A 24954-nucleotide genomic window follows, 5' to 3' on the forward strand; every position below is an offset into this window, starting at 1 on the left:
GAGGGTGTGACGAGCTGGCGCGAGGAACGACGGCAGGCGGCGGTCGAACATGCGGCCGCCCTGGAACGGAAGAAGGCCGCCGAGACCGCGCAGGCGCGGGTGCTGCTCACCTCTTTCATCGAGACGATGCGGGAACGCGGTGTCGAGCCGGAGCCGCTGCGCGCCCAGGTCGTCGGGTCCAGCGCCAGCTACCGGACCAACCTGACCGGGTGGTACCTGCGCCGCAACCGCTCGCTCGCCGTCGACGTCGACGGGAACTTCTACATCCTCGGCGTACCGGCCAGCCTCAAGGCGCGGGTCGCCGGCGTCCACGTCGAGCCGTCCGATCCGCCGCTCGTGGTCGGCCAGGGCGCCCGCGACGGCGAGTCGATGCCCCTCGCCGAACTACTACGCCTTCGCCTCGAGTCCTAACACGCTCGCGATCAACGCCGTGCCAGGAGCGGTCCGGCCGCCTGGGCCTGGGGACGGTACGACGTCCTGCATCGCGAGGGTCTCGCCGCACTCGGAGCAGCACACCGTCGGCGTCGTGACCTTGCCGCAGGTCCTGTGCGTGAAGCGGATCGGCTGGCCGGCCGGGGGCGTGGCCCAGCGGTCGCCCCATGCCGTCAGTGCCATCAGGATCGGTACGAGTTCCCGTCCCGCGTCGGTCAGTTCGTAGCTGTAGCGGACCGGGTTCTGCTGGTACGGCGTACGTCGTACCAGGTCGCCGTCGACCAGTGTCGCCAGCCGGTCGGTGAGCAGGTTCCGCGAGATGCCGAGATCCTTGGCGAACTGGTCGAACCGGTCCATGCCCAGGTACAGGTCGCGCAGGATCAGCGGCGTCCACCAGTCGCCGATCAGCTCCAGCGACTGGGCGAGCGAACAGTGCATCGAGGCGAAGCTGGTGTTCCGCATGCCCCGCAGTCTAGTCAGTTGCGGCATTGAACTCACTACCTCTACGGTGGGTGACATGGGCATTTACCACTGGATCGTGGCGCGGCAGGTGCGGAACGCGTTCGCACAGATCAGTGCGGGGAACTGGGAGGCGATGGTGGCCGGCATGGCGCCGTCGTTCACGTACCGCTTCTACGGAGAGCACGCGCTCGGCGGCGAACGCCGTACACACGAGGCACTCCGGCGCTGGTGGGAGCGGTGCTTCCGGCTGCTGCCCGGTACGCGGTTCGACGTGGACGACGTGATCGTCAGTGGCTGGCCGTGGAACACGCACGTCGCGACGGCGGTGACTGTTCACGTGAAAGTGGTGGACGGGTCGACGTACGAGAACGTCGTGCACCAGTTCCTGCGGATCCGCTGGGGGAAGATCACTGAGGTCCGCACGCTGGAGGACACGGCGGTGCTGCAGCGGACCCTGGACCGGCTCGCGGCCGCCGGGTACGACGAGGCGCGCGCGGAGCCGATCGTCGGCTGAGATCTTCCGTAGGTCGAGGCAACGATCTACCTTGTGGGCACATTCCCCTGCGAGGAGCACGAGATGCGACACCTGACCCGAACGACGGTTGCGCTCACCTCGGCCGCGGCGCTCACCCTGGCTGCCGTTGCCGCACCTGCCGCCGCGAAGCCGCCGACCGGCACGACGACCGCGAAGGCATGGGTCTTCATCCCGAACCCTGTGCAGTCCAGCGGCGACGAGAACCTGACCGACCAGAAGGACTCGGCGACCGCGGTCCCGCAGGGCGACTACTACCAGGTGACGCTGACGGACCTGGACGGGTCGGGCTATCTGCGGGGCACCTGGGCGAACGTACGCAGTACTACTGGTACGCCGGCGTACACGACGAACGGGACGTATTTCTACAACCGCCACGACGACCAGTTCGAGCAGGTGATGGCGTACTTCTGGGGGACGCAGTCGCAGAAGTACCTGCAGTCGCTGGGGTTCGGGCGTGACCTGCCGCCGGTGAACGCGGAGAGCCAGGACTACAGGGTCGACCAGTACGGCCAGGACAACTCGTTCGAACGGGACAACCCCGACATCATCACACTGGGCAAGGGCGGCGTGGACGACGCCGAGGACGGCGAGGTGATCGTGCACGAGACCGGTCACGCCGTACACGCCGCGCAGGTGCCGGGCTTCGGGTCGTCAGAGCAGGCCGGCTCGATCGGTGAGGCGTTCGGCGACTACTTCGCGGTCACGGTCGGCGACTGGGTGGCCAAGCAGTACGGCGTACCCGAACGCGAGGACCTGGCGTGCGTGGCGGACTGGGACTCGACGTCGTACACCTCGGGTCCGATTCACTGCCTGCGGCGGCTCGACATGAACAAGCACTATCCGCAGGACGTGGTCGGCGAGGTGCACGCGGACGGCGAGATCTGGTCGCAGGCGCTCTACCAGCTCCGTACGGCGCTCGGCCCGGCGGTAGCGGACCGGATCATCATCGACGCGCAGTTCGGGTTCGCGCCGGACACCAGTTTCGCGGCGGCGGCACAGCAGACGGTCGCGACCGCGCGGTCGCTGTACGGGCCGAGCCAGGCAGCAGTCGCGCAGAAGGCGTTCGCTGATCGCGGAATCCTCTGACTGATTGCGGTCCTGTCCGGAAACTCGGATGCATTCTGTCGGTGGGCCGGTCTACGGTCGGTCACGTGCTGACTCTCTTCCGATACGGCGTTCGAGTTGCACCTGGAAGCACCCTGCTGACGATGGGTCTGGCTGTCCTCGGCTCACTGCTGGGGCTGGCGGTCACGTTGCTGACCGGTCGGGTCGTCGGGGCGGTTCCAGGTGTGGTGAACGGCGGCCCGGGCGCGATGCCGTTCGGGGAGTTCAGCTGGCTGCTCGCCGCGTTGCTCGTGGTGTTCGTCGTCGACAGCCTGAAGCCGGCTGCGCAGCAGGTCGCGTCGATGGTGATGGACGCCGGCCTGGTGCGCGCGATCGGCACCGGCATCACCGAGCCGCTGCTGAAGCCGCGCCGGATCGACCACCTCGAGGACTCCGACGTACTCGACGTGCAGGAGCGCGCGAAGGGCAAGGGCGGGTTCCATCTCGCCCAGGGCCTGAGCCAGCTGCCGTGGTTGCTCGCCAGCCGGGTCACGCTGGTCGGGTCGTCGCTGATCGTCGGTGCCATGTTCGCCTGGTGGGTAGCGGCGATGCTGCTCGCGATGACGCTGCTCTCCGAGTGGTACCACGGCCGGCTGATCGAGCGTGAGATCGACACGTGGTGGGGCAACACGGAGGAGCAGCGCCGGGCGGGCTACGCGTTCAACCTCGGGATGCGCGACGCGCCGAAGGAGCTGCGGGTCTTCGGCCTGCACCACTGGATCGTCCAGCGGTACGTGCGCGAGTGGACCGACGGCTACCGCCCGGTCTGGGACCGGCGCCGGCGCAACACCAAGTGGACGCTGGTGCTCGGCGCGGTGCACCTGACCGTGAACGGCCTTGCGATCCTCGCCGTCGGCCGGGCAGCCCTGCACGGCTCGCTGCCGTTGACGCAGGTCGCGACCACACTGCCCGCGATCCTCGCGATCGGCCAGTCCGCCAACGGGTTCGGCGTGGTGCAGGTCCGGCGCGGGCTGTCGGCGTACCGCGCTATGCGCGACCTGCCGGAGGTGATCGCCACCCGGCACCCGGAGTTGGAGGTCGCCGGCGAGCACCGGGTCGCCACGATGCCGGCGCGCGAGATCCGGTTCGAGAAGGTGAGCTTCCACTACCCGGGCTCGGACAAGGCAGTACTGCGCGACCTCGACCTCACCATCCACGCGCACGAGGCGCTCGCACTCGTCGGCATCAACGGCGCGGGCAAGTCCACGCTGGTGAAGCTGCTCGGCGGTGCGTACAGGCCGACGAGCGGGCGGATCCTCGTCGACGGCGTCGACCTCGCGGAGCTCGACCTGGCCGCGTGGCAGCGACGGGTCGCAGCGATCGTCCAGGACTTCGTACGGTTCCCGTTGTCGGTCACGGACAACGTCGTGTTCGGCGCGATCGAACGTGAAGGCGACGAGCTGACGCTGGCCCGGGTCGCTCGTGAGTCCGGGATCGACGACGTCGTCCGCGGTCTGCCGAAGGGCTGGGACACCGTGCTGGACAAGACGTTCGACGGTGGCGTCGACCTGTCCGGCGGCGAGTGGCAGCGGGTCGCCCTGGCCCGGGCGTTGTTCGCCGTCCACGCGGGCGCGGGTGTTCTGGTGCTGGACGAGCCGGCCGCTGCTCTCGACGTACGCGCCGAGGCGGAGCTGGTGGAGCGATACCTGGAGCTGACGTCGGGGGTCGCCTCGCTGATCATCTCGCACCGGTTCTCCGTGGTGCGGAACGCGGACCGGATCTGCGTGCTGTCCGACGGCCGGATCGTCGAGGACGGCACACATGAGGAACTGCTTGCCGTCGACGGGGAGTACGCCGGGATGTTCAAGCTGCAGGCCGAGCGGTACGTGACCGGACCGGAGGCCGTGGATGCCTAAGTTCAAGCAGAGCTTGCGGATCTTCCGGCTGTGGATCACCACCTCGTTCCGCGCGGCGCCCTGGCTGATGACGGCGTCGACCGTGCTCGTCGCGCTCCGGGCGATCACGGCACCAGCGCAGACGTACGGAGTGAGCCGCCTTGTCGACGGGATCGCGTCGGACCGGGAAAGCACGATCGCGCTCGGTATCGCCATCATCGTCGGCGGTCTCGCGGTGTCGTTCATCGCCGACACACTCGGCTGGCCGTTGCAGGACACCGCGCAGGAGCGGATGGCCGGGCGTGTGCACGCCGACCTGCTGGACGTGACGACCGGGATCCCCGGGCTGTCGCACCACGAGCGGCCCGAGGTCGCGGACAAGCTCGAGCTGGTCCGCGAACGGGCGTGGCGGATGGGCGTCGGCGCCGAAGTACTGCTGTGGGCGTTCGCCACCGTGACCAACACGGTGACGGTGTTGACGTTGCTCGGCTCGGTGCATCCGGTGCTGCTCATCCTCCCGCTGCTCGGTGGCGCCCGGATCTGGTCTGCGTACCTGAGCAGTACGCGGCAGCAGAAGGCGTGGGAGGACTCGATGCCGCAGGAGCGGCTGGTCGACCGGCTGATCGACGTCGCGAAGGACCCGCGGACCGGGCTCGAGGTACGGGTGTTCGGGCTGGGGAAGGTCCTGCTGGACAGGATCTTCGCGTTGCAGACCGAGCGCTTCGACCGCCGGGTCGCCGCGGCGCGCTGGGGTGGAAAGGTCGACGGCGCCGTCCGGCTGGTGTTCGGGCTCGCGTACGCGGTCGCGATCATCTGGGTCGTCGCGCGGGCGCGGAACGGGCAGGCGACCGCGGGCGACGTCGTGCTCGTGCTGCTGCTCGCGCCGCAGGTCGATCAGATGACGGGCGGTATCGCGCAGAACGTGTACTGGGTCGGCGAGGTGATCCGGAGCTTCAGCCGCTACGACTGGTTGCGCGAGTACGCCAAACAGAACTCGTGGCGCTCCAGCCGGACGCCGGCACCGGAGCGGATCCGCGAGGGCATCGAGCTGCGGGACGTCGGATTCTGCTACCCGGGTTCGGAGTCCGCGGTGCTGAGTGGGATCAACCTGACAGTGCCGGCCGGCGCGGCGGTCGCATTGGTGGGGGAGAACGGTGCCGGCAAGACGACGCTGGTCAAGCTGCTCGCCCGGATGTACGACCCGACCACCGGGCGGATCCTGGTCGACGGCGTGGACCTGGCGACGATCCAGCCGGACGCGTGGCGGTCGCAGCTGTCGGCGGGGTTCCAGGACTTCGTGAAGTTCGAGTTCACCGCCCGCGAGGTGGTCGCGATCGGCGATCTCACCCGCGCCGGCGACGAGGGCGCGGTCCTGACCGCGATCGGGCGCGGCGACGCCGAGTCGGTGGTCGCCGGGTTGCCGAACGGCCTGGACTCCCAGCTGGGCAAGAAGTTCGCCGACGGCGTCGAGCTGTCGGGTGGTCAGTGGCAGCGACTCGCGCTGGCTCGGGCGTTCATGCGTGAACGTCCACTGCTGCTCCTCCTCGACGAGCCGACGGCGGCCCTCGACCCGGAGGCCGAACACCGCCTCTACGAGCAGTACGCCGAGGCCGCCAAGGTCGCGGCCGCCGAGACCGGTGGCATCACCGTGCTGGTCTCGCACCGCTTCTCCACGGTCCGGATGGCCGACCTGATCGTCGTCATGCACCGAGGCCGGATCGAAGAGTTCGGCACCCACGAGGACCTGCTCGCGGCCGGCGGCCGGTACGCCGAACTCTTCGAACTCCAGGCCCGCGCGTACCGCTGACGGTCACAAACGATCGCGGTGTCCTGTCTGAACAGATATGACGCAGCGGATCGACACTCTCGACAGTCTTCACCAGCACCTGCAATGGGCGATCGAGCTCGAGCACTCGACGCTCCCGCCGTATCTCTGTGCGCTCTACTCGCTCGACCCGGCGCGGAACCCGGACGCGGTCGAGGTGGTGAGCAGCGTCTTCGTGGAGGAGATGATCCATCTCTCACTGGCGTGCAACCTGCTGAACGCCGTCGGCGGCGAGCCTCGGCTGGACGTCCCGGATCAGCTCCCCGGGTATCCGCGCCGGCTGCCGCACGGATCCATGGAGCTTTCGCTGCTGCCGTTCGGCCCGGAGGCGTTGGAGATGTTCCTGCGGCTCGAGCAGCCCGAGGCGCCCGGTGCGCCGGGGGAGAGCGACCACTACGAGACGATCGGGCAGTTCTACGACGCGATCGAGGACGGCCTGCGGTACCTCTGCGAGACGCTCGGCGAGGACAAGGTGTTCTCCGGCGACCCGGCCCGGCAGGTGACGGCCGGCCCGTTCCACCACACCGACGGCCTGGTCCGGCCTGTCACCGGCCTCGACTCGGCGCTGGCCGCACTGGACGAGATCGTCGAGCAGGGCGAAGGCTCGGCCCGCGGCGAGGTCTGGGACGGCGACCACGACATCTTCCACCCGGACCGCGACGAGGTCGCGCACTACTACCGCTTCAAGGAACTCGAACTAGGCCGCCGCTACCAGCGCGGCGACACCCCACAGTCCGGCCCGACCGGCGAGCCGGTGACGCTCGACCTGACCGGCGTCTCCCCGATGCAGCCGAACCCGCGCCGTTCGGACAACCCGCAGATCCGCGCCGCCCAGGAAGAGTTCGACAACACCTACTGCACCCTGCTGTTCCTGCTCGAACAAGCCTTCACCGGCGAACCCGCGATGATCCGGGACGCCACCCGCGCCATGTTCGGGCTGAAGGCCGAAGTACTGAAACTGATGCAACTCAGCGAGGACGCGCAGACCACAGCCGGCCCGACCTTCCGTTACGTTATGCCCGCCGAACGGACGTGAGACTGTGATGGAACTGAGAAGCCGCTGAGACGTTGACTGCAATCGGTTGCCGCTAGTTCGCCAATAGTTAACGTTCGGTCTTCACGTGGCGGTACATCTCTTCCTAATGTATCCACCATGGACACACCGCCCGCTGTCCGTGCCCGCGGCATCACGAAGTACTTCGGTGAGGTCGTGGCGCTCGATGGCGTCGACCTCGACGTCGCACCAGGTCAGCTGCACGGCCTGGTGGGACCGAACGGAGCCGGCAAGACCACGCTGCTCGGTCTGTTGCTCGGACTCGCTGTTGCCGACAAGGGCACGTTGGAGATCCTCGGTACGCCGGTCGGCCGCGCCCTGGCCGTCCCCGAAGGGGTAGCCGGCTTCGTCGACGGCCCAGGTCTGTACCCCTCCATGACCGCCCGCCAGAACCTGTCCGCACTCGCCGCCCTGCGCGGGGACGGCACGATGAAGATCGACGAGGCGATCGACCAGGTCGGCCTGACCGATGTCGCCGACGACCGGGTGCGCGGTTTCTCGCTCGGCATGCGCCAGCGCCTCGGCCTCGCGGCCGCACTGCTGACCAGGCCGCGGCTGCTGATCCTGGACGAGCCGTCGAACGGTCTCGACCCGGCCGGCAAGAAGCACGTGTACGGCGTACTCACCAAGCTGGCCGCCGACGGTACGGCGGTGATCCTGTCCAGCCACCGGATGGACGACGTCGAGGCGCTGTGCTCGGAGGTGACGATCCTGGCCACCGGCCGGGTCGCGTTCACCGGCCCGATCAGCAAGCTCGCGTCGGAGGACAGCGAACTCGACTACCGCGTCCTCACGTCGAACCCGGCCGTCGCCCGGCACGTGGCCCAGACGACCCCGGGCGTCCGCTTGCACGAATCCGACGGCGGGGAGTTGCTGATCATGTCGGCCTCGGTGCCCGCACTGGACGAGTTCGTGAAGCAACTGGTGCAGCAAGACGTCGCCGTCCGCGAACTGGCGCCGGTGGTGTCGCCGCTCGAAGCGGCCTTCCTCGCCCTCACCGAGCAGCAGGAGACCAACTGATGACAGCCGTAGTGGCTGCCCCCGACACCCCTGTCGTCCGCCCGGTACCGATCACCCGCGGGTACCGCTTCGAGCTCGCCAAGCTGCTGTCCCAGTGGCGGATCCGCGTGCTGGTCGTCGCGTGCTGGCTCGCTCCCGCGGTGTTCGTCGCCGTGATCAGCAGTCAGGCTTCGCTGCCGTCGGACACCTTGTTCGGCCGGATGATGCACGCCTCCGGCTGGGCCGGACCCCTGGTGCTGTTGGGTTTCTCCGGTTCCTGGGCGCTGCCGTTGCTGACCTCGCTCGTCGCCGGTGACGTGTTCGCGTCCGAGGACCGCCTCGGCACCTGGCGGCACCTGTTGGTCGCGGTGCGCTCGCCCCGGCGGATCTTCGTCTCGAAGGCACTGTCCAGCCTGACCGTGATCGTCGTGCTGGTGATTGGTCTGGTTGTGTCGAGTACGGTCAGCGGCTTGCTTGTCGTCGGCAACCGTCAGCTGATCGGCCTCGACGGTCACCTGCTCTCGCCGGGCGATGCGGCCGGCCGGGTTCTGCTCGCCTGGCTCTGCGCACTTGCGCCGACGCTCGCGCTGGCCGCCATCGGTCTGCTCGGGTCGGTCGCGATGGGCCGCTCGCCGATGGGCCTGCTGCTTCCGGCGGTCGTCGCACTCGCGATGCAGATCGTGCAGCAGTTGCCGGTAGCGGTCGCCGTCCGGCTGGCGCTTCCGGGCTATGCCTTCATCAGCTGGAACGGCCTGTTCACCAGTCCCGCGCAGCGCGGACCGTTGGTGATCGGTGTCGTCGTCAGCCTGGTCTGGGCAGTCGTCGCGACCGGCCTCGCGTACTTCCTCTTCGTACGCCGGGACTTCACGAACCCGGCGCACGACGGCTCCGGCCGCCTGGCGTTGACGGCCGGCCTGGTGCCGCTCGTCGTACTGCTCGGTCTCAGCACCGCGGCGCTCGCACCGGTCACCGGCTTCGGTTCGGGGATCGACCAGGACAAGGTGCAGCGTTCGGTCGCGATCGAGTTCGCCCATCTGTACCGCCTGCAGACCAAGCAGCTGAATCGGGCCGATGTCACCGAGGCTCAGCTGCAGACCGCTGCCGAGTGCACGAAGGGCGGCGACCAGGTCGCCGCGCGCGGGCCCGGCAACGACTGGCGGTGCGTGGTCAGCTGGCATCTGCCGGGGGTGGCCGTGGCCGGCTCGGCGATCTACCAGCTCGACATCAACCCACTCGGTCGGTACGTCGCCGACGGGGACGGACCGAAAGAAGTGAACGGCTTCTTCCTGGTCCGTACCCCGTCCGGGGACGAACCGAACCCACTGTGGCAGTTCGACGGCAACATCGAACTGCTACCCGTCAAGTAGTGCCAACCCGAAGGGACTATCCCCATGCAGGTAACACGCCGCCGCAGGCGTGACGAGACGGGCCCGTCCAGCCCCCTCCGGCGCAGGGTACCACTGGTCACGGCGGGTGCCACGGCCGTTGCCGTGACGCTGGCCGGGACCGCGGTCGCCTCGACGACCGGGTTCGGCGAGGAGCAGGTCGGGCAGGTCACCGACAAGGGCCAGGTCGTCTCGTCCGACCAGTACATCAAGCCGATCGGCGACCGTCTCGTCCTCCAGAAGGGCAAGATCATGTCGTCCTCGGTCAGCCCGGACGGCACGCACCTGGCTGCCGGAGTGACCGACGGCGGGATGGCGATGGCCATCGTCGACCTGAAGAACTGGAAGGTCCAGCAGTACATCGGCAACAACGCCGCCGCGGATCTCAAGATCCCCGGCAACGACATCGGCCAGGAAGGCCCGTCGTACTCGCCTGACGGCAAGCAGGTCTGGCTCGGGCAGACCGACGGCTACCGGAAGTTCACCGTGAACGCCGACGGCTCGCTCGCGAACCCGACGTTCGTTTCGATCCCCGCCGACGGTGCGAAGCACTCGCTCGCGGCCGCGGCCGTGTTCTCCGCGGACAGCTCGACCGTGTACTCCGCGGTGAACGGCCAGAACCGCGTGGTCGCGATCGACGCCGCGACCGGGACCATCAAGCAGAGCTGGGCGACCGGCAATGCGCCGCGTGGCCTGGTCATGGTCGGCGACAAGCTGTACGTGAGCAACGAGGGTGGCCGGACCGCGAAGGCCGGCGACACCACGCTCGACTCGTACGGCACCGGCGTCGTCGCGAACCAGAACGCGATCACCACGACCGGTACCGTCAGCGTGATCGACCTGAAGGACCCGTCGGCCGCCGTCGGCAGCATCCCGGTCGGTCTGCACCCGACCGCGCTGTACGCGAAGAACGGCGCGGTGTTCGTCACCAACACCGCGAGCAACACGGTCTCGGTGATCAGCACCCGCTGGGACAAGGTCACCCAGACGATCGCCACGCAGCCGTGGCCGCAGGCCTCGGTCGGCTACGAGCCGGACGGCGCCACGCTCACCGACGACGGCCACCTGCTGGTGTCGCTCGGTCGCGCGAACGCGATCGCGGTCTACAAGTACAAGAGCCCGCTGGAGCCGGTCAGCTACGTGGGTCTGCTGCCGACCGACTACTTCCCGGCCGAGCTCGCGCAGGTCGGCAAGGACATCGTCGTCTCGAACACCCGCGGCATCGACGCCCGCCGCGACACCACGGCCGCCGGTCACGGCACGCACGACACCACGTCGAGCCTGACCAAGTTCCAGCTGCCGGACGACCAGACGATCAAGAAGTACACCAAGACCGTCTTCGACCAGAACGGCTGGACGAACGGCTCGGCGCAGGTCGCCACGGACAAGGGCCACCGCAACCCGGTGCCGGTCCCGGCGAAGCTCGGTGACCCGTCGACGATCAAGCACGTGTTCCTGCTCGTCAAGGAGAACCGCACCTACGACCAGGTGTACGGCGACATGCCCGAAGGCAACGGCAACCCGGCGCTGACGCAGTACGGCGAGAACGTGACGCCGAACCAGCACGCACTGGCCCGGCAGTTCGGGCTGTACGACAACACCTACGACATCGGTACGAACTCCGCCGAGGGTCACAACTGGCTGATGCAGGCCGACAACCCCGAGTACACCGAGTCCTCGGCCGGTGAGTACCTGCGCAGCTACGACACCGAGAACGACCCGCTGGGCCACCAGAAGAGCGGCTTCATCTGGACCGGCGCGCAGGCGGCCGGCAAGTCCGTCAAGGACTTCGGCGAGTTCCTCTCGATCGAGCAGAAGCCGGCCGGCGCGAGCTGGCAGAACCTGTACTGCGACACCAAGCAGATGCAGACCGGCGCCGACACGAAGTACCCGATCCAGGTCGGCTCGGCGATCCCGTCGCTGAACAAGGTCGCCGTCCAGGGCTTCCCGCAGTTCGACACCACGGTGCCGGACATCTACAAGGAACAGGTCTGGGAGAAGGACTTCAAGAAGAACGGCCCGGCCAACCTGAACATGTTCTGGTACTCCAACGACCACACCGGCGGGACCGCGAACGGCCCGGCGCAGGTGGCCGACAACGACCTGGCCGTCGGCCGGACCGTCGACGCGATCACGCACAGCAAGTACTGGAAGGACTCGGCGATCTTCATCGTCGAGGACGACTCGCAGGCCGGGCTCGACCACGTCGACGGGCACCGGGCGCCGATCCAGATCATCAGCCCGTACGCGCAGCACGGCGTCACGGACAGCCACTACTACACCCAGATCACGATGATCCGGACCATCGAGCAGATCCTCGGGATCAGCCCGATGAACCAGAAGGACACCGCGGCCACCCCGATGTTCGGTGCGTTCACTCCCAAGCCGAACTTCGCCCCGTTCACCGCGCTCCCGAACCGGACCTCGCTGACCGGCGGCGTGAACCCGCTGCCGACCTGTGGCGCGGATGTTCCCGCGGCGCAGAACCCGAACGTCGCAGCGGCTCCGACGGCGGCCGTCCCGGCCGGCATGACGGCCATGGCGGCGCAGTGGTCGGCCTGGAAGGACCAGCAGCACACGACCGGCCCGAACGCCAAGGCCGACTTCGCGAACCCGTCGCAGATGAACCACTACGACTGGTACGAGGCGCACAACTGGTCGACGCCGTACCCCGGTGAGAGCCAGATCGTCGCGCCGCAGAACGTTCCCGGCGCTGTCATCCCTGGCGCCGAGAACGACGGCTGAACATTCAGCTGAACACTCTGCGGTAACCACAAGTTAAGAACCGGCCTGTAGAAACACTGCATGCCACAGCGCACGCGGGCGTCGGCCCGGATCGAGCAACCCGCCGATCCGGACGACGTCCGCGTCGTCGGTTACGGCCCGGACGACGAACCGGTGGTACCGGACAAGTACGCGGATCTCCCTGTACACAAGGAGAAATCGGGTCACGGCGACGACTGGAACGCGGCCCTGATGGACCCGGAGCCGTCGTCGGTGTACATCGTCGACGAGCGCTACCTGTACGTCACCGACGAACACGCCCGGGTCACGCACGCGGAGGGTTGGCTCGGCTGGCTCCCGTCTGCGGACAACGAGGACCGCCGCAACCTCGAGGCGCAGCGCGACGCCGGCAAACCCGACCGGCAGCGCACCGACCAGGGCGGCCATCTGTTCGGCACGTCGTTCGACGGGCCCGGTGAGTCGATCAACCTCACCGCCCAGTCGCAGAACCAGAACCAAGCGGTGAAGGGCGTGACCGACAACTGGCGCCGGATGGAGGAAGGCTGGCAGGCGATGCGCGCCGCCGGCGTCCAGGTGCATGCCGCGATCGACGTCCAGCATCCGAACCGGCGCACCCTCCGGCCGTCGAGCCGGACCGTGGTCGACCACCATGACGGCGCGCGGTCGCCGCGGCGTATCTTCAGGGAGACCAAACCCGTCGGCAAGGGAGCCGGATGAGTGAGATCGGCGTCATCGACACGATCGCTCGCGCGTTGGTCGCGGCGCTTCCGGCGGGCTGGCGTTCGGTGACCGCGGTCTACCGCGCAACCTCGTCGTACGCCGAACTGGACGCGACCGTCGACGGTGCACAGGTCGACCCGCTGCCCGAAGGCCTCGAGGACCACTTCGAGGAACTCCGTCGCGAGATGTACCAGCCGTCGAAAGGCACCTGGCTGACGGCTCAGCTGACGATCACGTCCGACGGCCACTTCACCACAGACTTCGACTACGACAACAAGCCGAACTGGTCCCTTCCGGTAGACGAGCGCATCTACGCAGACGACTTGTCCGTATTCCCCCGAGACCGCGAGAACACCCCGGGTTGGATGCGTAGCTGATTCGAGTGGGGTGCGGGCGGGGCTGTGGCGGGCTGTGGCGGGCTGTGGTTAATTCGGTGGTTGGCGACGGGGCGTGGTGGTAACGTCCTTCGCCTGTCTTTTCGGGATCGAATCGAACCGGATGGATCTGCTCCGGGGCGGGACCCAGCTTACGATTCGAGGCTCTCTGCAGATGGTCGAACCTGAGTTGGCGGCCGAACGCGCCTACCTTTCCACCGCTCGTACCGCACTCCGCTCCATGTACGCCGAGGTCGTCGACCGCGAGGTCCAGATCATCGGCGGCGAGGACAACGACGAGCGCTTCACCAACGAGGCCAACCAGCGGGCCAAGGAGATGCGGACCCACGCGCTCCTCGACCTGCCCGACGTACCGCTGTTCTTCGGCCGGCTCGACTACGAGCACGGCACGATCGAAGGACACGACCAGATCTACATCGGCCGCCGCCACGTCCACGACGGCACCGGCGTACCGCTGGTGATCGACTGGCGCGCACCCGTCTCGGTGCCGTTCTACCGTGCCACCACGACCGACCGGCAGCGCGTCCTGATGCGCCGCCGGTACGGCTTCTCCGACCACGCCGACCTGACCGGCTTCGAGGACGAGTCGCTGACGGCGGTGATGGAGATCGACCAGGCCGACGCCTTCCTGCGTGCCGAGATCGAGCGCCCACGTACCGGCCCGATGCGCGACATCGTCGCTACGATCCAGCCCGAGCAGGACGACCTGGTCCGCGCCCCGCTGCACCCGAGCGTCTGCGTGCAAGGCGCCCCCGGCACCGGGAAGACCGCCGTCGGCCTGCACCGCGTCGCGTACCTGCTCTACACCGAGCGCGAGCGCCTCGGCCGTGGCGGCGTCGTGATCGTCGGCCCGAACAAGTCGTTCCTGTCCTACATCCGCAAGGTCCTGCCCGCGCTGGGCGAGGTCGACGTACGCCAGATCACCATCGACGAGCTGCTGATGCGCCCGGCCGGCGCGATCGACGAGCCCGCCGCGGAGGCGCTCAAGGGCGACGCGCGGATGGCCGGCGTACTGCGCCGCGCGCTCTGGTCGTACGTCGGTACGCCGACCGCCGGAGTCCTTTACAGCAAGGGATCCCGGCGCTACCGGGTGCACGACTACGAGGTCGTCGACATCGTGTCCGACCTGCGCGAGTCGACCCGGTACGCCCCCGGCCGGAACGCACTCGCGCAACGGATCGCGCACGTCGTCCTGGTCCGGATGGAGGAGCGCGCCGAGTCGCCGGACGACCGCGTACAGAACGCCGTCGCCCGCTCGAAGCCGGTGAAGGAGGTCCTGGACGAGGTCTGGCCGCGGGTGGCGCCCGAGCAGATCCTGCACCGGCTCTTCTCCGACGCCGAGTTTCTCACCGCGGCTGCCCCCGAGCTCACCGACGACGAGCGGACGGCACTCTTGTGGGCGAAGCCGGCCCGCTCGTGGAAGTCGGCGAAGTGGTCGTTCGCGGACACGGTCCTGCTCGACGAACTCGAGGACCTGATCGAACGCCGGACCGGATCGCTCGGCCACCTCGTCCTGGACGAGGCCCAGGACCTGTCGGCGATGCAGCTGCGGGCGCTCGGCCGGCGCTGCCGGAGCGGATCCGCGACCGTGCTCGGCGACCTCGCGCAGGCGACCACGGCCTGGGCCGCCGGCCCGTGGGACCAGGTCCTCGGCCATCTCGGCAAGAGCGACGGCGTCGTCGCCGAACTCGACCGCGGGTTCCGGGTGCCCGAGCAGATCATCAACTTCGCCGCGAAGCTGCTGCCCGCGATCGCCCCGACGCTGAGCACCCCGACCGGCGTCCGTACGGTCGCGAACGCACTGAGCATCGTCGCCGTGGACGAGACGTCGTACCAGGACCGGATCGTCGCGGAGTGCCGTACGGCGCTGGCCGGTGAAGGATCGGTGGCGCTGATCGCCGCCGACGACCAGGTCGCCGAACTGCGGGACGCCCTGGTCGCCGACGGGCTGGAGGTCGCGCTGCTCGGCGAGACCGAGGACGAGATCGACACGGTCCGCCTGGTCTGCGTACCGGCCACGCTGGCGAAGGGCCTCGAGTTCGACGCGGTCGTGGTCGCCGAGCCCGCGCACATCGTCGCGGCCGAGCCCCGCGGCCTGCACCGCCTGTACGTCGTCCTCACCCGCGCGGTCAGCCGCCTGCAGATCGTGCACGCCGAAGCCTTGCCCGCCGGACTGACCTGAGAGCGACGCTAAGGTCCCGGGGTGAGCTTCTTGGTCGTCCTCCTGGTGATCGCGATCGTGCTGGTGGCAGGCGGGATCGTTTGGGGGATCGTGGCGCTGGTCCGCCGGCAGCGGTACATCAGCTCGATCCGGCAGCGTGGCTGGACGTTCGTGAACACTCCGACCTGGGAGTCGGTCGGCAGGTTGAGCAACCCGCCGTTCGGGGTCGGCTTCCACCGTTACCCGAACGATCAGATCACCGGGACGACCCCGTCCGGCAGGCCGTTCCAGGTGATCGAGTACAGGACGACGTACTGGCACGGGTGGGTCGGCATGGTGACGCTGACCCGCCGCCTTCCGGAGCTGTGGGTCGCCGGCGGGGAGACCTGGCTGCGGTACGGCATTCGCGCGTATGCCATGACTGCTCCGCCTCAGCTCGGTCATGGCTGGCGGGTCGGTGCGCTCGACCCGGCGTACGCGCACGACGTGCTGACGTCGCGGTTCTGCCAGCAGCTGATCGCGCTCGCCTTCGCTCAGCCAGGCGTGAACCTCAGCATCGACGGCGACCAGCTCGTCGTACTCGATCCGCCGCGGAAGAACCTCGAACAGCTCGGTCACTGGCTCGGGTACCTCGACGCGATCGCCGCCGCGATCGACGAGACGCCGCTCGACCGGTGGATGCAGCCGGAGCCGCCGGCGCGGCTGACGTTCTACCACCATCCGGACTGGTACTGGATCGGCCGCGACGACAGCCTGCTGCACCTCGCGCCCGCGAACCGCGGCGGGTCCGGCCATCGCACCGCCGACGTGATCTGGGGACGGGACGCCGACGGACCCCCGTTCGTGGCGTTCAGACACCCCTGGGACACCTCTGACCGTCGGGCGTCGGAGTCTGAGCAGGGGTGGGGGGATCGAGTTCGAGAGTGCGGAGTTCAACAAGCAGTTTGCGGTCTTCGCACCGGATCCGAAGTATGCCTACGACATGATCCACCCGCGGCAGATGGAGTACCTGATGGCGACTCAGGGCATGCCGTTCCGGATCGTGCAGGACTGGGTCTGGTTCACGCCGGGGGAGCACAATCAGTTCGCGATCGAGCACTGCTCGGCGTACCTGCAGGGATTTCTCGGGCGGGTGCCGCGGTTCGTGTGGCGGAATCTCGGGTTGGCGGACAGTCCGTTCCCAGCCGTGGACAGTTAGGGAATGCGGTTCCCGTCGGCGTGGTTGGATTTGAGCGTGTCGAATCAACGAACCGTCGTCATCTTCGGTGCCAGTGGTGACCTGAGCTCGCGGCTGTTGCTGCCTGGGCTGGGCAGCCTGCTCGCCGGGCCGCGTGCCACCAGCGTGCGGATCATCGGTACCGGCCGGTCGCCGCTCGCCGCGGAGGAGTGGACCTCGCGGGTTCGATCCGCCTTTGGTGAGGAGCTGAGCCCAGCCGCGGCAGAGACGCTGGCGAGCACGCAGTACGTCGCCGGCGATCCGACGGACATCACTCACCTCCGTGCGCTGCTCGCGCTGGCCGGACCCGCGCCAGTGCTGTACTTCTCCCTGCCACCGGCCGTCGCCAGCGCGATCGTGGAGCGGCTGCAGAGCGTCAACCTCCCCGAGGGGACCGAGCTCGCGTTCGAGAAGCCCTTCGGTACTGATGCCGCGTCCGCCGCCGCCCTGAACAAGCTGGTCGGCACGCTGGTGCCGGAGGAGAACGTGCATCGCGTCGACCACTTCCTCGGACGCACCGCGGTGCTGAACCTGATCGGTCTACGGTTCGCGAACCGGCTGTTCGAGCCGGTGTGGAACGCGGAGAACATCGAGAGCATCGAGATCGTGTACGACGAGACGCTCGGGCTGGAGGGGCGCGCGCAGTACTACGACAACGCCGGCGCGCTCGTCGACATGATCCAGAGTCATCTGCTGCTGGTTCTCGCGCTGCTCGCGATGGACGCTCCGGCGACGATGGACGCGGTCGAGGTGCGGAGCGAGATGGCTCGGGCGCTGCGGAGTACGCATCTGTACGGGCCGCCGTCGACGGCGAGCCGGCGGGCGCGGTACACGGCCGGCGGCGGAGTTCCGTCGTACGCCGACGAGGCCGGGGTGAACCCGGCGCGGGAGACCGAGACGCTCGCGGAGCTCACCGTCGAGGTGGACACGAACCGCTGGGCCGGTGTGCCGATCACGCTGCGCTCCGGGAAGGCGCTCGGGGTCGGGCGCAAGGAGATCGTGATCAAGTTCAAGCCGCTGCGGCACCTGCCGTCCGGTCTGCACGGTGGTCGCGACGGCGAGACCTTGCGGATCGGTCTGAAGCCGGGCGAGCTGTCGCTGTCGGTGCCCGCGCTCGGTGTCGACGGGCCGTACACGATGGGCCAAGTCTTCCTCGACGCGACGTTGCCGAGCTCCCCGGTCCTCCCGTACGGCGAGGTCCTGAACGGCATCCTCCGCGGCGACCCGCTGCTGTCCGTCCGCGGCGATGTGGCCGAACGCTGCTGGGAGATCGTGGAGCCCGCGCTGGACACGTGGCGCACCGGCGAAGTCCCCCTGGACGAGTACGAGGCGGGCTCGAACGGCCCCACCCACTGGTAACCACCAGGCATTTACCCTGGGGCGACGGATCACCCCTTCGCTGGAGAGTTGTAGCCGACAAACTCCCCAGCAAAAGGTGCACCACATGAGATCCGTCCTGTCCCGACGCACCCGCATCACCCTCGCCGCAACCACGGCAACCCTCGCGGCCGCAGTAGTCGGCTTGAACGCCGCAGGTTCCGCAGACGCAAGCCAGACCAACAGTCCAGTAGTAGCCACTGGCAACGGTCCCGTTCAGGGGCTGTCTGTTGATGGAACCTCGGCGTTTCGGGGGATTCCGTATGCTGCTGCGCCGGTTGGGAACTTGCGGTGGCGGGCGCCGCAGGCGGTACGAAGTTGGGCGGGGGTGCGGGATGCTACGAGGTATGCGCCGGGGTGCCCGCAGGCGGCGGGGATTGCGCCGCCGGGGGTGTTGAGTGAGGACTGCCTGTATTTGAACGTGTCCACGGCGAACCTGCACCCGGTGAGCAAGCGGCCTGTGCTGGTGTGGATTCACGGCGGCGGGCTGACCGCGGACAGCGGGTCCAACTACGACGGTACGAAGCTCGCAAAGGCGGGTGCCGTCGTGGTGACGATCAACTACCGGCTCGGCGCGCTCGGTTTCCTGGCGCACCCGGCGTTGGCGTCGCGCGGGGGAGCGGCCGGCAACTACGGGCTGATGGACCAGCAAGCGGCCCTCCGCTGGGTGCAGCGCAACATCGCCCAGTTCGGCGGCGACCCGCACAACGTGACCATCGCCGGTGAATCCGCGGGCGGCCTGTCCGTCCTCGCCCACGTCACCTCGCGCAGCTCGCGGGGCCTGTTCCAGAAGGCAATCGTCGAGAGCGGCGCGTTCGCGCTCGAGCAGCAGTCGCTCGCCGAGGCGGAAACCTTCGGCAAGGAGTTCGCCACGAAGGTCGGCTGCGCGGACCAGTCCGCCGCCTGCCTCCGCAAGGTCCCGGTCCAGACCCTTGTCGACAACCTCGACAACCTCATCCCGGGCGCGATCGACGGCGCGGTCCTGAAGGAATCCATCGGCACCGCCCTGGCGGCGGGCCGCTTCAACCACGTCCCGATCCTCAACGGCAGCAACCACGACGAGGAAGCCCTCTTCACCCTCGGCGGCCACGTCGTGAGCCGCGGCTACAACATCCCGTACACCACCCCCGTCACCCCGGAGAACTACGAACAAAACATCGCCACCGCCCTCCGCACCACCCCCACCCAAGCCGCAGCCATCGCTCAGGCCTACCCCCTCAATGCCTTCTCATCACCTGACAAGGCCTTCGGCACCTTGGTCGGAGACGCCACCTTCGCCTGCCCAGCAGCACAGGTCGACAACTGGACCAACGCCCACGCCTACGAATTCAACGACGACACCGCCCCCTTCCTGTTCGCCCCCGCCGGCACGATCTCGGTAGCAACCCACGGCTCGGAGCTCTGGTACCTGTTCGACCTCCCGAACGCCCCCTTCCAACAGCCGCTGAACGCAGCGCAGACCAAGCTCGCCGACACCATGCGAGCCGACTGGGTGAGATTCGCGGCCACCGGCAACCCCTGGCCAACCGCCGGGCACGGAACCGTGTCCTACCAGCTCCCCGCACCGACGCTCTCGACGGACTTCGCCGCCAGGCATCACTGCGCCACTTTCGCACAGAATCTTGACAAGGTTAAGTAATAGTTCCAATATCCTATCCGATTCGGTTTCTCTGGTTCGCTGAGAAGAAGAGGTCACCGCCATGACCAGATCCATTCGGAGCAGGGTGTTACGGGCTGCACTTGCCGCAGTCGTCGTCGCCGGGCTGCTGCCGACAGGTTTGAGTACGTCGTCAGCAGCGCCGGCAACGGCCGTCACCGCCGCGACCCCGCTGCCGGGTCCGGCGGGGGACAAGGCCGCCAAGCCCTACATGGGCTGGAGCAGCTACAGCATGCAGGTCTTCAACCCGAACGGCGGCAGCTGGATCACCGCCGACCAGCTGATCAAGCAGTCCGACGCGATGCACGCGAAGCTGCAGCAGTACGGGTACAACTACATCAACATCGACGCCGGCTGGAACGACGGCGTCGACGCGTACGGCCGCCCGACCCCGAGCAAGAAGCTGTTCCCGAACGGCCTGCAGGCGGTGATCGACCACATCCACGCCAACGGCCAGAAGGTCGGCCTGTACACGATCCCGGGCATCAGCAAGGCCGTCATCGACGCGAAACTCCCGATCTACGGCGCCCCGGAGTGTACGACTGGTGACCTTCCGGTGCTGCCACTGCAGAAGGGCGACTACTGGGGGATCGGCTACCGGATCGACTTCTCCAAGCCCTGCGCGCAGAAGTACGTCGACTCGATCGCGGACCTGTTCGGCTCCTGGGGCCTGGACTTCCTGAAGTTCGACAGCGTCACCCCGGGCTCGGGGATCAGCGACCTGTCCGTCGACGCTCGCGACGACGTCAAGGCCTGGTCGCAGGCGCTCAAGCGGTACAACATCTGGCTCGAGCTGTCCTGGGCGCTGGACATCAACTACGCCGACACCTGGAAGCAGTACGCGAACGGCTGGCGGATCGAGTGGGACGTCGAGTGCTACTGCACCGGTACGGCGCTGACCGCGTGGCCGAACATCAACCGGCTGTTCCCGAAGCTCGCCGACTGGTGGCGGCACGCCGGTCCGGGCGGCTGGAACGACCTGGACTCGCTCGACGTCGGCAACGGCTCGATGGACGGCATGACCAAGGACGAACGCCGGACGGCGGCCACGTTGTGGGCGGTGTCCGCGGCGCCGATGTACATCGGCAACGACATGACGAACCTGGACTCGTACGGGCTCAGCCTGCTCACCAACCCCGAGGTGATCGCGGTCGACCAGGCCGGCCGTCCGGCGCACCCGGTGTCGACGAAGACGAACCGGCAGGTGTGGTACGCGCTGAACGCGGACAGCTCGTACACCGTTGCCTTGTTCAACCTTGGCCAGACCGACGCCGACATGACGATGAACTTCGCCGACCTCGGCCTGAACGGTTCCGCGAAGGTGCGCGATCTGTGGGACCGCAAGGATCTCGGGACGTTCGCGTCGGGCTACACCGCGAAGAGCGTGCCGATCCACGGCGTCCGGCTGTTCAAGGTGACGCCGCAGAAGGGCGCGTCGATCAGCGTGAACGACGACGACCTGCGGGTCTTGTACGACGGCGCCTGGGAGCGGAACAACAACTACGAGGTGCCCGCGGTCTCGCAGGCGCTGACCGTCGGCGTGACGGACTCCTCGCAGGCTCTGTCGAACAACTTGGCGAAGGTCGCCGACCTGCCGACGCGGACCATCGAGGTGAACAACAACAACTCCGGCATCGTCTACACCGGCAACTGGAACTACAGCTCCGGACGTGGGCTCGGTGACTACCAGGACGACGTCCAGTGGACGGAGACGAACGGCGACTCGTTCTCGTACCAGTTCGTCGGTACGGGTGTGGACTACGTGACCGAGACGGATCCGGGTCAGGGTGACGTGGACATCTACATCGACGGCGAGCTGAAGCAGACCGTGAGTACGTACCTGGATCCGTCGCAGGGGCACAACAAGCCGCAGCAGGTGGTGTACAGCATCTCGGACCTGCCGAACGGTACGCACACGATCCGCGGCGTGAAGAAGTCCGGACAGTTCATGCTGCTGGACAAGCTCAACATCCGCCAGGAGAGCCTGCTCAACCCCGACACCGCGGCGTTCGACAAGAACGCGCCGGCCGACGTGAACGTGACGCTGGGACGCGACCCGGGCGAGCTCGACGGGATCGCGTACGGCGGGAAGGACCTGGTGAAGGGCACCGACTACACGGTGAACGGGAACGTCGTCACGATCAGCAAGACGTACCTCGCGACGCTGCCGGTCGGGAACGCGGCGCTCGACGTCCGGTTCCGCGGTGACTACCGCGACGACATCCACGCCACGAAGGCCGATGGTGCTTCGGTCAGCTTCACCTTCACCGGCACGGGAGTCGCCTGGGGTACGGCGCTCGCACCGGACCAGGGCGACGCCGACGTGTACGTCGACGGGAAGCTCGTACAGCGGGTGAACCTGCACGCGGACGCCCGCCTGACCAACCGAACCGTCTTCACCACAACCACCCTGAAGAACGGCCAGCACGTGCTGAAGATTGTCAAGGTGAACGGCGACGTCCTCCGCAACGACATGATCCGCTACACACTCGCGAAGTAACCACCGCCAGGGAACAACCAGGGTCGCCACCGATACAACCCCGCCCCCGAGCGAAGCGAGGGGGCGGGTCCTTCGGTCTTTGTCCCTGGTTGTTCCCTGAGTCACACCTGAGGAACTGACTGATCAGTCAGTTAGTGGTTAACCTTGAGCGGTGTCCTTGAGTGACTTGACCATCCCGCGCCGCCGCGCCCGCCGCAGGGAGGACTCACGGCTGGCCGACCACGTCGACCGGCTCGGTGAGGAGCACCCGCCGATCCCGCTCGGTGGCGTCGACTACACGATGAAGAAGCCCAGCCTGCTCGCCGACCGCTTCGGCCCGGTGCTGGCCTACATGACCCGCGTCGAACTCGAGGTCGAGCGGAACGTGCTCGAGCTGAACATCCTGCTGCCCGACCCGCCCGAGGTCGACCGGCACTTCTACGCCGACGTCTGGATGCCGCAGGAGACCCGCCACGGCCAGATCCTCGACAAACTCCAGGAACTGCTCGGCGTCGAACCGCACGAGGCGAACCTCGACGAGGTGTCGTTCAGCCTCAAGCTGCTCGGTGCGCTCGGGAAGGTGCCGGGCGTGCAGGACGTCAGCCGGATGCTCTACTACCTGACCGGCCTGGCGACCGAGCGTTCCGCCGTACTCGCGTACAACAAGTTGCACACCGGACTGGTCGAGCTCGGCGAGCGCGCCATCGCCGCCACGGTGGTCGCGCCGATCCGCCGCCAGGAGCCCGGCCACTTCGCGTACTACCAGTTGGCCGCCCAGCAGTTGTGGGAACAGCTGTCGGGTTGGCAGAAATGGCTGACGCGCGGGCTGCGGAAGCGTACGTTCGAAGTAGTGGGTGCCTACAACAAGCTTCAGGTCACCCAGTTCGGGGACGTGATGGACAAGCTGAAGTTGAGCAACGGCGGCGAAGCGGAGCTGCGGAAGTACGCACAGCAGGTCGGGCGGGCCGAACACGAACTGCTGTGGGCACATCGCCGGGGTCTCCGCGTACCCGACTACGTGTTCAAGTCCCTCAAGCGGGCCGCCGTGCTCGCTGCCGAGCGCAAAGGTGAGGTCTGGCCCGCTCCTCAACCCTCATGACCGCGTCGGCACACCACCACAGCACCCGCTCGACCAAGCGGCAGGTCATCATCGAGACCGCCGAGCGGCTGTTCGCGGAGCACGGGTACGACGCGACCTCGACGGCCCGGATCGCCACCGAGGCGGGCGTGCCGTCGGGGCTGGTGTTCTACCACTTCGCGACCAAGCTCGACCTGCTGCTCGCAGTGGTGCAGGAACGGCCGGCGCCCAGCGAGGTACTGCGATCCGCGGCCCGCGGCCGGACCGTACGGGGACGGTTGCGGGCGATCGTCGCGACGATGGCCGCGGAACTGGAGAACGACCGTGCCGTCCGGATCATCGTGTTCCGGGAGGCGCAGGGCCGGCCGGAGATCGCTTCGCGGGCGAGTGAGATGTTCGCGGACGCGAGCGCGACCGTGGCCGACGTACTGGCGGGTGCCGACGACGTGATCGCGGATCGGGCCCGAGTGCGGACCGCGGCCGAGTTGGTGGTGAGCCGGGTGTTCCTGGACACGGTCGCACTCGGGCAGGTCGAGCCCGCCACCAAGCGGCACGCGGCGATGATCGACCTCATTGTGGAGACGCTGACCAGCCCGCCGGGTTGATCAGCCCCAGGGGTCGAACGGGATCCCGGACGGCTTGGACGCGTTCAGCAGGTTGCGGAACCGGTCGTCCTTGTCGGTGATCTTGATCGTGGCGGCGCCGAAGTCCGCGGTCATCAACGTGTCGCGCAACGACGTACTCGGGTAGCCGTTCCAGCCGACCAGCGGCGGGTAGCGCCAGTTGTGGTAGTGGTTCTCCGGCGGTTCGTCGTTGCTGTTGGCGAGCCGGAAGAAGTGCGTGCTCGCGCCGTCCTTGTGGTACACGACCTTCGGGTGCGTACCGTCGAAGCGGACCTGCGAACGGGCGTAGGTGACCTGGCTCGAGTGCTGCGTGGTGGTCACGTACTCGACCTGGTTGGTGGCCTGGTTCACCCAGGAGATGACGTGCTCCCAGTCGTGCCGGTGGCCGCCGAGACTGCTGCCGGGCAACGCCTGGTCCTTCTCGAAGTAGCTGGCGTACACGATCGCGCACCAGCCGTTGTTGCACTTCTCCCGGGAGTAGGTCTGGGAGTTGTCGAGGTCGGACTGGTCGCGGCAGTTGCCGTTCAGCGCGCCGGTCGGGTTCAGGCCCGGGTTCAGCGTGCCGTCGGGTCCGATCGCGGGGGTGGCGTAGCAGCCGTCGGTGTCGTAGTCGTACGCGGGCGAGAACGACTGCTCGTAGCCGTCCGCGTTCTGCGGGAGATTGTGCGGCGGTTCGGCGAACGCGATCGCGGCCGAGGTGACCATCAGCGCCGCGGTGCCGAGGGCGACCCCGAGCACTCTCTTGAGATGCATCGCTTGCTCCTCACTTATTTCAGGGCGGAAAGGAACTACACGACAATGACAGGGCGAGGCCACCTGCGCCTATACGTCACGTGGCTACAGGTTGACCGTCGGTGAAAGCCCGAATCAGG

Annotated in this window: 20 protein-coding genes; 18 read left to right on the forward strand and 2 right to left on the reverse strand. The window is 67.9% G+C overall.

Annotated elements, in window-relative coordinates; genetic code table 11:
• Positions 1–6: 6 nt before the first annotated feature.
• The gene (locus ACFYRU_RS18305; RefSeq protein WP_387659954.1) at positions 7–411 is read left to right on the forward strand and encodes a hypothetical protein; all 405 of its coding nucleotides are present in this window, start codon (positions 7–9) and stop codon (positions 409–411) included.
• Here the strand turns inward: ACFYRU_RS18305 and ACFYRU_RS18310 are convergent.
• Complete coding sequence (locus ACFYRU_RS18310; protein ID WP_387659957.1) at positions 388–894, reverse strand: winged helix-turn-helix transcriptional regulator; 507 nt, start codon at positions 892–894, stop codon at positions 388–390. The two genes, ACFYRU_RS18305 and ACFYRU_RS18310, sit on opposite strands and share 24 nt — an antisense overlap.
• 55 nt (positions 895–949) lie before the next feature.
• On the opposite strand from ACFYRU_RS18310, the gene ACFYRU_RS18315 reads away from it, so the two are divergent.
• The 17 genes from ACFYRU_RS18315 to ACFYRU_RS18395 all read left to right on the forward strand — a co-directional run bounded on the left by ACFYRU_RS18315 (position 950) and on the right by ACFYRU_RS18395 (position 24064).
• On the forward strand, positions 950–1408 hold the full coding sequence (locus ACFYRU_RS18315; RefSeq protein WP_387659960.1) for a nuclear transport factor 2 family protein: 459 nt from the start codon (positions 950–952) through the stop codon (positions 1406–1408).
• A 63-nt stretch (positions 1409–1471) separates the two neighbouring features.
• The gene (locus tag ACFYRU_RS18320) at positions 1472–2515 is read left to right on the forward strand and encodes a M4 family metallopeptidase (protein WP_387659963.1); all 1044 of its coding nucleotides are present in this window, start codon (positions 1472–1474) and stop codon (positions 2513–2515) included.
• 122 nt (positions 2516–2637) lie between these two features.
• Positions 2638–4389: an ABC transporter ATP-binding protein gene (locus ACFYRU_RS18325; RefSeq protein ID WP_387659966.1), complete on the forward strand. Its 1752-nt coding sequence runs from the start codon at positions 2638–2640 to the stop codon at positions 4387–4389.
• Positions 4382–6175: an ABC transporter ATP-binding protein gene (locus ACFYRU_RS18330; protein ID WP_387659969.1), complete on the forward strand. Its 1794-nt coding sequence runs from the start codon at positions 4382–4384 to the stop codon at positions 6173–6175. The genes ACFYRU_RS18325 and ACFYRU_RS18330 overlap by 8 nt, the downstream gene beginning before the upstream one ends.
• 37 nt (positions 6176–6212) lie before the next feature.
• Positions 6213–7229: a ferritin-like protein gene (locus ACFYRU_RS18335; protein ID WP_387659971.1), complete on the forward strand. Its 1017-nt coding sequence runs from the start codon at positions 6213–6215 to the stop codon at positions 7227–7229.
• A 117-nt stretch (positions 7230–7346) separates the two neighbouring features.
• Positions 7347–8267, forward strand: coding sequence for an ABC transporter ATP-binding protein (locus ACFYRU_RS18340; protein WP_387659973.1), 921 nt, complete (start codon positions 7347–7349; stop codon positions 8265–8267).
• The gene (locus ACFYRU_RS18345; RefSeq protein WP_387659976.1) at positions 8267–9613 is read left to right on the forward strand and encodes an ABC transporter permease; all 1347 of its coding nucleotides are present in this window, start codon (positions 8267–8269) and stop codon (positions 9611–9613) included. The genes ACFYRU_RS18340 and ACFYRU_RS18345 overlap by 1 nt, the downstream gene beginning before the upstream one ends.
• A gap of 24 nt (positions 9614–9637) precedes the next feature.
• Positions 9638–12376 carry an alkaline phosphatase family protein gene (locus ACFYRU_RS18350; RefSeq protein ID WP_387659979.1) on the forward strand — a complete coding sequence of 913 codons (2739 nt, stop codon included), beginning with the start codon at positions 9638–9640 and terminating at the stop codon, positions 12374–12376.
• Between the two features lie 60 nt (positions 12377–12436).
• On the forward strand, positions 12437–13093 hold the full coding sequence (locus ACFYRU_RS18355) for a DNA/RNA non-specific endonuclease (RefSeq protein ID WP_387659981.1): 657 nt from the start codon (positions 12437–12439) through the stop codon (positions 13091–13093).
• Positions 13090–13473 carry an immunity protein YezG family protein gene (locus tag ACFYRU_RS18360; RefSeq protein WP_387659984.1) on the forward strand — a complete coding sequence of 128 codons (384 nt, stop codon included), beginning with the start codon at positions 13090–13092 and terminating at the stop codon, positions 13471–13473. The genes ACFYRU_RS18355 and ACFYRU_RS18360 overlap by 4 nt, the downstream gene beginning before the upstream one ends.
• A gap of 172 nt (positions 13474–13645) precedes the next feature.
• A complete protein-coding gene (locus tag ACFYRU_RS18365) occupies positions 13646–15673 on the forward strand; it encodes a HelD family protein (RefSeq protein WP_387659986.1) in 2028 nt (675 codons plus the stop codon).
• 889 nt (positions 15674–16562) lie between these two features.
• On the forward strand, positions 16563–16850 hold the full coding sequence (locus ACFYRU_RS18370; RefSeq protein WP_387662909.1) for a hypothetical protein: 288 nt from the start codon (positions 16563–16565) through the stop codon (positions 16848–16850).
• Positions 16851–16886: 36 nt separating this feature from the next.
• A complete protein-coding gene (locus tag ACFYRU_RS18375; protein WP_387659989.1) occupies positions 16887–18227 on the forward strand; it encodes a glucose-6-phosphate dehydrogenase in 1341 nt (446 codons plus the stop codon).
• Positions 18228–18312: 85 nt separating this feature from the next.
• Positions 18313–19884 (forward strand): carboxylesterase/lipase family protein, encoded by a 1572-nt coding sequence (locus ACFYRU_RS18380; protein WP_387659992.1) that lies wholly within the window; start codon positions 18313–18315, stop codon positions 19882–19884.
• Positions 19885–19945: 61 nt separating this feature from the next.
• A complete protein-coding gene (locus ACFYRU_RS18385; RefSeq protein ID WP_387659995.1) occupies positions 19946–22402 on the forward strand; it encodes a X2-like carbohydrate binding domain-containing protein in 2457 nt (818 codons plus the stop codon).
• A 151-nt stretch (positions 22403–22553) separates the two neighbouring features.
• Positions 22554–23480, forward strand: a complete 927-nt coding sequence (locus ACFYRU_RS18390; protein WP_387659998.1) for a GTP-binding protein LepA — start codon at positions 22554–22556, stop codon at positions 23478–23480.
• The gene (locus ACFYRU_RS18395; protein ID WP_387660001.1) at positions 23477–24064 is read left to right on the forward strand and encodes a TetR/AcrR family transcriptional regulator; all 588 of its coding nucleotides are present in this window, start codon (positions 23477–23479) and stop codon (positions 24062–24064) included. The genes ACFYRU_RS18390 and ACFYRU_RS18395 overlap by 4 nt, the downstream gene beginning before the upstream one ends.
• Here ACFYRU_RS18395 and ACFYRU_RS18400 read toward each other — a convergent pair whose 3' ends face one another.
• Positions 24065–24835, reverse strand: coding sequence for an NPP1 family protein (locus ACFYRU_RS18400; protein WP_387660004.1), 771 nt, complete (start codon positions 24833–24835; stop codon positions 24065–24067).
• Positions 24836–24954: the final 119 nt, after the last annotated feature.

The organism is Kribbella sp. NPDC004536 (assembly GCF_042873835.1).
GTDB lineage: Bacteria > Actinomycetota > Actinomycetes > Propionibacteriales > Kribbellaceae > Kribbella.